Source organism: Phocaeicola coprophilus DSM 18228 = JCM 13818 (assembly GCF_000157915.1).
Taxonomy (GTDB): Bacteria; Bacteroidota; Bacteroidia; order Bacteroidales; family Bacteroidaceae; genus Phocaeicola; species Phocaeicola coprophilus.
The window spans coordinates 102,261-113,452 of sequence record NZ_EQ973638.1; the positions used below are offsets into that span (position 1 = coordinate 102,261).

At 45.8% G+C, this 11,192-nt stretch carries 13 protein-coding genes and 2 pseudogenes; all 15 read left to right on the top strand.

The features are described 5' to 3' along the window. A pseudogene (locus BACCOPRO_RS07680) lies at positions 1-428 on the top strand (DUF5045 domain-containing protein); the annotation flags it as partial. Positions 429-446: 18 nt separating this feature from the next. Beyond that, entirely contained in the window at positions 447-1,580 is a 1,134-nt protein-coding gene (locus BACCOPRO_RS07685) for a hypothetical protein (RefSeq protein ID WP_008142448.1), read from the top strand. A 21-nt stretch (positions 1,581-1,601) separates the two neighbouring features. Beyond that, on the top strand, positions 1,602-1,988 hold the full coding sequence (locus tag BACCOPRO_RS07690; RefSeq protein ID WP_008142450.1) for a hypothetical protein: 387 nt from the start codon (positions 1,602-1,604) through the stop codon (positions 1,986-1,988). 11 nt (positions 1,989-1,999) lie between these two features. After that, a complete protein-coding gene (gene traK, locus BACCOPRO_RS07695; RefSeq protein WP_008142452.1) occupies positions 2,000-2,614 on the top strand; it encodes a conjugative transposon protein TraK in 615 nt (204 codons plus the stop codon). A gap of 11 nt (positions 2,615-2,625) precedes the next feature. Then, the gene (locus BACCOPRO_RS07700; protein ID WP_008142454.1) at positions 2,626-3,000 is read left to right on the top strand and encodes a hypothetical protein; all 375 of its coding nucleotides are present in this window, start codon (positions 2,626-2,628) and stop codon (positions 2,998-3,000) included. A gap of 45 nt (positions 3,001-3,045) precedes the next feature. Continuing rightward, a complete protein-coding gene (locus BACCOPRO_RS07705) occupies positions 3,046-3,528 on the top strand; it encodes a DNA N-6-adenine-methyltransferase (protein ID WP_008142456.1) in 483 nt (160 codons plus the stop codon). A gap of 8 nt (positions 3,529-3,536) precedes the next feature. Continuing rightward, on the top strand, positions 3,537-4,694 hold the full coding sequence (traM, locus tag BACCOPRO_RS07710) for a conjugative transposon protein TraM (protein ID WP_008142457.1): 1,158 nt from the start codon (positions 3,537-3,539) through the stop codon (positions 4,692-4,694). Positions 4,695-4,705: 11 nt separating this feature from the next. After that, complete coding sequence (locus tag BACCOPRO_RS07715) at positions 4,706-5,038, top strand: hypothetical protein (protein ID WP_008142459.1); 333 nt, start codon at positions 4,706-4,708, stop codon at positions 5,036-5,038. Positions 5,039-5,055: 17 nt separating this feature from the next. Next, positions 5,056-5,847 carry a DNA-methyltransferase gene (locus BACCOPRO_RS07720; protein WP_008142461.1) on the top strand — a complete coding sequence of 264 codons (792 nt, stop codon included), beginning with the start codon at positions 5,056-5,058 and terminating at the stop codon, positions 5,845-5,847. A gap of 44 nt (positions 5,848-5,891) precedes the next feature. Then, entirely contained in the window at positions 5,892-6,725 is an 834-nt protein-coding gene (gene traN / locus BACCOPRO_RS07725; RefSeq protein ID WP_040311330.1) for a conjugative transposon protein TraN, read from the top strand. After that, positions 6,722-7,234, top strand: a complete 513-nt coding sequence (locus BACCOPRO_RS07730) for a hypothetical protein (protein ID WP_008142465.1) — start codon at positions 6,722-6,724, stop codon at positions 7,232-7,234. The genes traN and BACCOPRO_RS07730 overlap by 4 nt, the downstream gene beginning before the upstream one ends. 94 nt (positions 7,235-7,328) lie before the next feature. Continuing rightward, positions 7,329-7,916 (top strand): Lcl C-terminal domain-containing protein, encoded by a 588-nt coding sequence (locus BACCOPRO_RS07735; RefSeq protein WP_008142467.1) that lies wholly within the window; start codon positions 7,329-7,331, stop codon positions 7,914-7,916. 10 nt (positions 7,917-7,926) lie between these two features. Then, positions 7,927-8,682: a DNA-directed RNA polymerase subunit alpha C-terminal domain-containing protein gene (locus tag BACCOPRO_RS07740; RefSeq protein ID WP_008142468.1), complete on the top strand. Its 756-nt coding sequence runs from the start codon at positions 7,927-7,929 to the stop codon at positions 8,680-8,682. Further along, the gene (locus tag BACCOPRO_RS07745) at positions 8,669-10,855 is read left to right on the top strand and encodes a type IV secretory system conjugative DNA transfer family protein (RefSeq protein WP_008142470.1); all 2,187 of its coding nucleotides are present in this window, start codon (positions 8,669-8,671) and stop codon (positions 10,853-10,855) included. The genes BACCOPRO_RS07740 and BACCOPRO_RS07745 overlap by 14 nt, the downstream gene beginning before the upstream one ends. Beyond that, a pseudogene (locus tag BACCOPRO_RS18320) lies at positions 10,852-11,192 on the top strand (glycoside hydrolase family protein); the annotation flags it as partial. The gene BACCOPRO_RS07745 and the pseudogene BACCOPRO_RS18320, both read left to right, overlap by 4 nt.

An 11,192-nucleotide genomic window follows, 5' to 3' on the forward strand; every position in this document is an offset into this window, starting at 1 on the left:
AGGCAGAAGGAGACAAGATAAACGGACAGATGGAACGCTTCAAGCGAAACATCGACCGCATCCTGACTGCCGGCGGTACCACCGATGACCGAGAAAGGTGGGCAGAGTACTATCAAATCTATGAATGTGCCATAAACGCCACACGAGATGCCTACATGCCCAACGCCCAGCGCAAGAAGGAATACCTGCGCATCTATGAGGACGTGGCACGACAGAACGAGATACTTGTAGGCTACCTGGCCAAGCGACAGAACGCTTCGCTGGCAAGTGAGCTTCTGAATGCGGAAGATGTGAGCCGAACTCCCGAGAAAGGAAGCATAGCTCGGGAAGCGATGAACCGATGGAACGAGTCGCGCTTTGCCGTCTGCGGCTCGCAGGGTGCAGACGGCACACAAGGCGGTGACGGAGAAGAAACAGTAAACAGATAAAAGAGAAAGGAGGAACAAATGGCAGACGGAAACATATTATCGGACTTCGGCATCAATATTCTCGAAGAGGAAATAGATGACGTGATATTCCAAACGAATGAATTTCTAACAGACGCCACTTTTACAGGATCACAAGGCCCTTTCTGGTGGATTCTACAAATGTGCATGGCACTGGCAGCCCTGTTTTCTCTTGTTATGGCAGCCGGAATGACTTACAAAATGATGGTAAAGCACGAGCCGCTGGATGTGATGAAACTGTTCCGGCCTCTTGCTATTTCTGTCGTTCTATGCTGGTGGTATCCTCCGGCAGACACAGGAATGGCAAACAGCGGGAACAGCTGGTGTTTTCTGGACTTCCTGTCCTACATACCCAACTGCATCGGCTCGTACACACATGACCTCTATGAAGCGGAAGCCACCCAAATATCAGACAAGTTTGCGGAAGTGCAGGAACTAATATACGTGCGCGACACACTATATACCAGCCTTCAGGCTCAGGCGGACGTGGCCCATACAGGAACCTCGGATCCCGGACTGATAGAGGCAACAATGGAACAGACCGGTGTGGACGAAGTGACAGGAATGGAAAAGGATGCAGCCAAGTTGTGGTTTACCTCACTGACCTCGGGTGTAATCGTGGGGATTGATAAAATCATCATGCTCATTGCCCTGGTCGTGTTCCGTATAGGATGGTGGTCAACGATATATTGCCAGCAGATCCTGCTGGGAATGCTGACCATCTTCGGCCCTATACAATGGGCATTCTCTCTTCTGCCGAAATGGGAAGGTGCTTGGGCCAAATGGCTGACCAGATATCTGACTGTACACTTCTACGGAGCAATGCTGTACTTCGTGGGTTTCTACGTTCTGTTGCTGTTTGACATCGTATTGTGTATCCAGGTGGAGAACCTGACGGCTATAACCGCAAGCGAACAGACTATGGCAGCCTACCTACAGAACTCGTTCTTCTCTGCCGGCTATCTGATGGCAGCAAGTATCGTGGCACTCAAGTGCCTTAACCTAGTACCTGACCTTGCGGCATGGATGATTCCGGAAGGCGATACTGCATTCTCTACCCGAAACTTCGGAGAAGGAGTTGCCCAACAGGCCAAGATGACGGCAACCGGAGCCGTAGGAGGAATAATGAGATAAAACAATATATAAACAGAAAGCATGAAAAGCAAAGAGAAAGTTGACAAATGGCTGGAAGATGAAGCATTCATGAGCTTTGCGCAAAAGCGTACTACCGAAATAGCCAGGTATATATTGAACAATTATCCGTATGACCTGAAATATGAGGAACTGGATGAATGCTTCGGGCATGACGACCGATATGTCGTACCGGTAGTAGATTATCTGGTGTACAGACTGCACCGTGCCAAACTGAAAAAAAATTCCAAGAAGCGCAGAGAAGGAATCTGGTGGGTGTTTGTCCAGGTTATCCTACTTGGGCATGACGTCAAGTATTTTGCTAAAGAATTTGAACGGCTGTTGCCGGAACTGCGCTTAACCCTCATACCAATGCTTCATGCAGAATATATGAGGACATTGAACAACTAAATAAAAAAATTATGGTAATAAAGAACTTAGAAAACAAAATAAAACTAGTAGGTATAATCTGTACCGCTTTCCTCATAGGATGTATCATCATCAGTGTGTCGAGCATCTGGACAGCCCGTACCATGGTAACTGACGCCCAGAAAAAAGTGTATGTACTGGACGGAAACGTCCCCATACTTGTAAACCGCACAACCATGGACGAAACGCTGGACGTAGAAGCCAGAAGCCATGTGGAAATGTTCCACCACTATTTCTTCACACTGGCACCGGATGACAAATATATCCGATACACGATGGAAAAAGCCATGTATCTGGTGGATGAAACAGGACTTGCACAGTACAATACACTAAAGGAAAAAGGATTCTATTCCAATATTCTGGGTACAAGTGCCGTGTTTTCCATCTTTTGCGACAGTATAGCCTTCAATAAGGAAAAGATGGAGTTCACCTACTACGGCAGACAGCGAATTGAACGCCGCAGCAGCATCCTAATGCGTGAACTGGTAACTGCCGGCCAGCTGAAGCGTGTGCCGAGAACCGACAACAATCCCCACGGGTTGCTCATCACCAACTGGCGAACACTGCTGAACAAGGACATAGAACAAAAAACAAAGATAAACTACTAAAAAACGGGAATATGAATATAAAAGGATTCAGGCGGATGCTATTCGGTGAAAAGATACCTGACAAGAATGATCCACACTACAAGGAACGATACAAGCGTGAGATAGAAGCAGGACGCAAGTTTGCCAAGGCAACCCGAATAGACATGGCAGCAGCCAAGGTACAAAAGTTTGCCAACCTGCACAGAAATCTGTTTCTGGTTATCGTCTTTGCCTTTGTCTTAGGCGGACTTGTATGGAACATTTACCGTATCACTGTAGTGTACCATAATCAGCCGGTACAACGCACCGCAACCGAAATACAGGATTCCATACTGAGGGAACGACGAAAAGTGTCTTCCTCACCGTCAGGACATAACAACAGCAAAGAAGAATACACAAGCCAATAAAAGAACTGTTCCAAGAAAAAACGAGCAAACGCAACTATGACACGTATGAACACAAGATTTGAAAGGACTGAAAAGGCTTCAGATGAATGGTACACCCCCAAAGAGGTACTGGAGGCACTGGGTAAATTCGATCTTGACCCCTGTGCACCGGTTTCTCCATTGTGGCCTACAGCTACAGTCATGTATGACAAACATATTGACGGATTGTCTCAAAAATGGGAAGGTCGTGTATGGCTCAATCCTCCTTATTCACGTCCGATTATAGAGCAGTTCGTGCTTCGGCTGGCAGAACATGATAACGGTATCGCACTGCTATATAACCGATGTGACTCCAGAATGTTTCAGGACATCATATTCAAGAAGGCTATAGCCATGAAGTTTCTACGCCATCGCATCCGATTCTACCGCCCAAACGGTACACGCGGTGATTCTCCCGGATGCGGAAGTATTCTTATTGCCTTTGGAAAAGACAATGCAGAAATATTAAAGGCGTGTACCATTGAAGGGAAATATATACAAATCAATTAAAGAGAGTAATGGAACTAATAGACAGAATCAAGCAAATCAACTGGAAACAGACGAAGTTCATGCTTCCCGCCATCCTCTATATTCCACTGATGGGCGGGTCGTACTTCATCTTCGACCTATTTCACATGGAAAAGGCAGAACTGCCTGACAAAACGCTACAGACGACTGAATTTCTGAATCCTGAACTGCCTGACGCGCAGATAAAAAATGGAGACGGAATTGGCAACAAGTATGAGAACATGGCAAAGTCCTGGGGTAAAATACAGGACTATTCAGCAGTGGACAACATTGAACGGAAAGAACCTGAAAAAAACAAGCAAACGTATGAATCACAGTACACAGACAATGACATTGCCCTGCTTGACCAACAGGAGCAGGACAAGGCTTTGGCCGAAAAAGAAACCGATACCAAAGAAAGAGAGAAAGAAGCCTTTGCAGAACTGGAAAAAGCCCTTGCGGAAGCGCGGCTTAGAGGACAAGCGGTAACCGCTCCCATATTGAAGGACAGCACGGCAACCGAACTGCCGCCAGACACTGCCAGACAACCAGAAGGATATATTGACGAAAACAGTCGCATGGTAAAGGCCCCTTCGGAAGCGGACAAAGCCAGCGAGGTGGTAAAGAAAGTGAAAACCACATCAGACTACTTCAATACCCTATCGAAGGACATCCGCGAACCAAAGCTAATTCAAGCTATCATAGACGAGAACATCAAAGCTGTTGACGGTTCGAGGGTAAGACTGCGATTGCTTGATGATGTGGAGATAGACGAACACATCGTAAAACGTGGTTCTTATCTATATGCCATCATGAACGGTTTTTCTTCCGGCAGAGTTAAAGGAAGCATCAACAGCATACTTGTTAACGATGAACTAGTAAAGGTAAGCCTTTCGCTCTATGATACCGATGGATTGGAAGGGCTTTATGTACCGAACAGTCAATTCAGGGAAACAGGTAAAGACGTGGTAAGTGGAGCTGTGACCGGTAACATGAACATGAATACGGCAAGCTCAGGTAACAGTCTGGCCCAATGGGGTATGCAAGCCATACAAAATGCATACCAAAAGACAAGCAGCGCCATCGGGAAGGCTATAAAAAAGAACAAGGTGAAGTTGAAGTACGGAACTTTCGTGTATCTGGTAAACGGGAATGAACCACGGAATTAAACCAAAGGAATATGAAAAAGGAATTATCACAGTATCACAAAGGCACGAACGACTATATGTACAATGATTTTCTGCCCCCGGAGAACACAAAGACATTTACCGGGTTACTGGTAAGCATTGAATGGTGGCATCAAAAAGGGAAATATGCCCTGATATGCAACTTCAAGAAAGAAGACGGCAGCAGAATATCGCTGTTTGCATTCCAGAAATATACCGGGTTTTACGGACCAAAATCGAAGAAAGTAAACTTCAAGGAAGTTGCCCTCGGAACTCGATGGCTTTGCAAAATCAGAAAAAGCAGTACAGGACGCCTTACATGGCATGATGCGATACAGATAACTTAAACAACAACCGATAGTGTATGATAAAAAAAGACCAAATATACCATATGGACTGCCTGAAAGGAATGAAGCAGATGGCCGACAGAAGCGTAGATGCCATAATAGCCGACCTGCCCTACGGTGTACTGAACAACCGAAACACTTCTGCCGGATGGGACAAACAGCTTCCTTTGGAAAAGCTGTGGGAGGAATATCTGAGAATCAGCAAGCCAGAAAGTCCCGTCATCCTGTTTGGCCAAGGAATGTTCACTGCCAGACTAGTGCTTTCGCAACCTAAGATATGGAGATACAATCTGGTTTGGCACAAAGACCGTGTGACAGGGCATCTGAACGCAAACCGTATGCCACTCAGACAACACGAAGACATCATTGTATTCTACAGAAAGCAACCGGTTTACCATCCCCAAATGAAACCCTGTCCGGCGGAACAGAGGAACCATGGGCGCAGTAAGACAAGAGGATTCACGAACCGCTGCTACGGGCAGATGAACCTGACCCCCATAAGGATAGCGGACGACAAATATCCTACATCAGTCATCGCCATTGCCAAAGAACACTGCAAAGGCTGTTTCTATCACCCCACACAGAAGCCGGTAGCCCTGCTGGAGTATCTGATACGGACTTATACAAATGAAGGCGACACGGTGCTGGACAGCTGCATAGGCTCGGGTACCACTATGGTGGCAGCCATCCGCACAGGACGGCACTTCATCGGCTTCGAAACAGAGCAATCATATTTCGAAACTGCCCTCCTCCGGATAGCGGAGGAAACGGAACAGAACCATCAGACAACGGAGATCAACATACAATAAATAACAGAATAAACATACAGAATAAAATGAACTTGAAAAGTACAATGAAAATGTTCCTGCTAACGGCTGTAGTGTTCACCGGCCATAAGGCTTCGGCACAGCACACCTATGAAGAAATGGAACATTTAACAGTAAACGAACAGGTAACAACGGTCATCACAGCATCTGAACCCATCCGCTTTGTGGACATATCAACAGACAAGATTGCAGGAGACCAACCCATAGACAATATTATCCGGCTAAAGCCCAAGGAAACGGGCCACGAAGACGGTGATATACTAGCCATAGTAACCATAGTGACCGAACGGTACCGAACCCAGTACGCACTGCTTTATACGACAAGAATGCGCGAGGCGGTGACCGACAAGGAAATACTCCTACAGGAACGTGAGGCCTTCAACAATCCTGCAGTATCCATGTCGCTTGCCGACATGACATATTATGCACGACGTATCTGGAACTCACCAGCAAGAATCCGCAACGTAGCGAGCAAGGAACACAGAATGATTATGCGGCTGAACAACATCTATTCTGCAGGTGATTATTTCTTTATAGACTACTCGATAGAAAACAAGACCAATATCCGATTTGACATTGACGAGATACGCGTGAAGCTGGCTGACAAGAAAATTACCAAGGCCACGAACTCGCAAGTAATCGAGCTGAAGCCGGCTCTTGTACTGGAATCAGGAAAGACTTTCATCCGAGGCTACCGCAATGTGATTGCCATAAAGAAACTGACTTTTCCGAACGACAAGGTGCTCACCATAGAAATGACCGAGAAACAGATAAGCGGACGTAACATCAGTCTGAACATTGACTATGAAGACGTGTTGTCGGCCGATTCGTTCAACTCTAAGTTGCTGAAGGAGGAATGAGCATGAAAAAGACAATACTGTTAGCCATCACTTGCATGTGTATCTGCCTAGGCGCATCGGCACAGCGCAACAGCGGCCGTCTGTCACTTGGTGTGGGACTTCTGTACAAAAATGGAGCGGAAATGACTCTGGCCTATGAACACGAGATGAATTACCGTCATACCTGGGAGTTCTTCGCCAATGGTTATCTGCAATGGTCGGACTGCAGAACATGTGGTCACATTTGTCCGGAAAGCTTTTGGAGGAATTACCGTACCTGGGGTATCGGTGCAGCCTACAAGCCCTGTGTAATACGAGGAAGGAACCACTATGGGAGTCTCAGAGTGGGAGCATCTGGGGGCAGCGACACCCACAAGTTTGTAGCAGGAATACATCTGGGTTACGAACACAACTATGTACTCCATTCCGGCTGGACTTTCTACTGGCAGGTAAAGAACGATGTAATAATCAAGGGGGCTGACCTGTTCCGTACAGGTATAGCCTTGGGTATCAAACTACCGATAAAATAGGGAAAAAATGAGAAGAAGAATAAAAACGAGAATCTGCCGGTTATTACCGGCAATACTGACAACCATCCTGCTGACGGGCTGCGATGCCCATATTATGGAAAAAGACACCTCCGTGCGTCCGGGACATGTGCTGTGTGTAGATGGCAGCGTCTTAGCATACGATGACTATGCGACCAGCGGCAAGGAAGCCATTGCTGTAGTATTCCATACAAATCCGACCGGTGAGACCGCCGGAAACGGCTATGCGGTATATCTGTGGGATACAGAACCGAAAGCTTTTGCAGACAGTCTCGGTATAGAGCAGGGCACATCAGCCAAGACAGATGCATTTGACGGCAACGAGAACACATTTGCCATCTATGATACGAAGGAAACCACTTCACCCATGGCAGAAACCGTATTTGATATGTGGCGGTATGGCCAGAGTGCCTTCATCCCTTCTGTAGCTGAGATGCGTCTGATGTATTCGGCACGCCAGACAATCAATCCTGTAATAGAGAAATGCGGTGGAGTCCCTCTTCCAGCAGCAACGGACGAGTGCTGGTACTGGACATCAACGGAAGTGGACGGGCAACAGACAGCCAAAGCCTGGCTCTTTTCGCTGGGTAGTGGTGTAATCCAAGAAACACCGAAGATAAAATCTCATAAGTTACGCCCAATAATAACCATATACAAACAATAAACAATGAGCCATGAACGATAATAGTATCTTTTATTTCTACCTAGTTGTGATGATATCGGGAATAGTCCTTATTATCAAGGGACTGAGAAACCAATATGTGGAAAATAAAAAGAAGGCTGCCGCAGATGCAGCCGAGTCAGATAAACAACGGATAGACAACCTTGTATCGGCATTCGGTTCACTGCTGGAGAAAATATCTGCCGACAATGAAAAATATACAGCATTATCATATCAAGTATCCCGTCTGAGAAACTTTGTAAATGAATTGGAAAACAGGCAAAAGGAGCTTGAGGACAGTAACTGTGTCTTATCGGATATAAACACGGAACTGAAACGAAGCAACACCACCTTGATAAACAAAGCTAAAGAACTACGCGAAGACATACGACAACGTGAAGACACTATCAGAGATATGGCAAACTATGTAGATTCAATAAAGAGCATCAAGACAGGTCTTGAAATTGCTGTCAACAACATAGATGCAGAAGAGATACCTTTCCTGTCAAGGGCAATAACCGACCTTGGTATCACACCCTCTGCGAGAGAACGACTTGCAAAGGAAGGAATCCTGTATGTAGGGGAACTGATTCATCTGAACGAGGATTACCTTATGGATATTTGGGGCGTCGGCCCAGTGACCATTGACAGGATAAAGAACAAGCTGAACGAGAACAGCGTATGGTTCGGCATGGATGTAATCAGAATAAACGACCGCTGGTATCGCAGAAAATCAACAAATAATGGATTGAACTATGGAAGAGAGTAAGGAATTGCAGGGATTCTACAAAATATTCCGAGCAGCAATCTACATATCCGTGCTAATGGAGTTCTTTGAATATGCACTGGATCCGATCCTGCTTGACAACTGGAACGGAATCCTGTGCGACATACACGGACGTATCAAGCACTGGATGATATACAATGACGGACATCTGATGTACAGCAAAGTGGCAACTTTCCTGCTCATCTGTATCACCTGTATCGGCACACGTAACAAAAAACAACTGGAATTTGATGCCCGACGAATGGTGCTATATCCACTCGTGGGTGGCGTAGGGACGATTGCATTGTCCGTATGGCTGTACAGTTATACAATAGACATGCAACTGTATAAACTATCACTTAATATCTGGCTCTACATGATAGCCTCGCTTGCCGGTGTGATACTTGTACATACCGCACTAGATAACATATCAAAGTTTCTGAAGGACGGACTGATGAAAGACAGGTTCAACTTTGAGAATGAGAGTTTCGAACAGAGCGAAGAAATACAGGAAAACAAATACAGCGTAAACATCCCCATGCGCTACTATTACAAGGGAAAGTTCCGCAAGGGATGGGTCAGTATCAGCAACCCTTTCCGCGGAACATGGGTGGTAGGTACACCAGGGAGCGGTAAGACGTTTTCAATCATCGAACCGTTCATCCGACAGCACTCAGCCAAGGGTTTTGCCATGGTCGTGTATGATTATAAATTTCCGACCTTGGCGACAAAACTGTATTATCACTACAAGAAGAATCAGAAGCTGGGCAAACTGCCACAAGACTGTAAGTTCAATATAATCAACTTTGTGGATGTGGAATACAGTAAACGTGTGAACCCTATACAAGCAAAGTATATCAACAATCTGGCTGCAGCCAGCGAAACGGCCGAGACATTACTTGAATCATTGCAGAAAGGAAAGAAAGAAGGTGGTGGCGGAAGTGACCAGTTTTTCCAGACTTCTGCTGTGAACTTCCTGGCAGCCTGTATATATTTTTTTGTTAATTACGAGAGAGAGCCGTATGATGCCAAGGGGAACAAGCTGTACGCCGAAAAACGGCAGGATCCGGAAACGAAGTTTTGGAAACCGACCGGAATGGTGCGTGACAAAGAGGGTGGTAATATCGTTGAGCCTGCCTATTGGTTGGGAAAGTACTCGGACATGCCACACATATTGTCATTTTTGAACGAAAGCTACCAGACTATCTTTGAGGTGCTGGAAACGGATAACGAAGTAGCACCCCTACTCGGACCATTCCAAACTGCTTTTAAGAACAAGGCCATGGAGCAGCTGGAAGGTATGATCGGCACATTGAGAGTATATACATCCCGTCTGGCAACCAAAGAATCTTATTGGATTTTCCACAAGGACGGGGACGACTTTGACCTAAAAGTGAGCGACCCGAAGAGCCCAAGTTACTTGCTTATAGCCAATGACCCGGAGATGGAAAGCATCATTGGTGCGCTGAATGCCCTTATCCTGAACCGTCTTGTGACCCGTGTGAATACCGGACAGGGCAAGAATATCCCAGTGAGCATCATCGTGGACGAGCTGCCGACACTGTATTTCCATAAGATAGACCGACTGATTGGTACTGCGCGAAGCAACAAAGTAAGCGTGACGCTGGGATTCCAGGAACTGCCACAGCTTGAAGCCGACTACGGCAAGGTAGGTATGCAGAAGATTATCACCACTGTGGGTAATGTGGTAAGCGGTTCTGCCCGCTCAAAAGAAACACTGGAATGGCTGTCGAACGATATTTTCGGCAAAGTCGTACAAGTTAAGAAAGGTGTGACCATCGACAGGGACAAGACCAGTATCAATCTAAATGAGAACATGGACAGCTTGGTACCAGCCTCAAAAATATCAGACATGGCAACAGGATGGATATGCGGCCAGACAGCGAGAGACTTCGTAAAAACCAAAGTAGGCAACGGTGGGACGATGAATATCCAGGAATCGAAAGAGTTCAAGACCACAAAGTTCTTCTGTAAAACGGATTTTGATATGGCAGAAATAAAGAAAGAAGAAGCTGGATATATTCCACTACCTAAATTCTATACATTCAATTCAAGGGACGAAAGGGAACGCATCCTGTACAAAAACTTTGTACAGGTAGGGCTGGATGTAAAAGAAATGATTAAAGATGTACTGAATAAACGCGGAGCAAAATGAAATATAAAAAAATATTTGTCTTCATGCTGATAATGTCAGTTCTGACAACTGTATATGGACAGGAAAAGCACAGAACAAAACTAATACCCACCAAACTGTCCATATATAGGTTACCCCCGCTGGAAAGAGCTATCAGTTGTATAAAATTCTATGAGGATTGGCATGGAGAGAAAAAACACTGGCCCTATGTAGGATGGGGACATAAGGTACTTCCCTATGAGAGATTCACCAATGACATCACAAAAACGCAAGGGGATTCTATTCTTAGAGCAGACATGAGGAAACTGTGTCGTCTTTTTCGAAAATTCGGTCGTGATTCGACACTTTTATCCTGCTT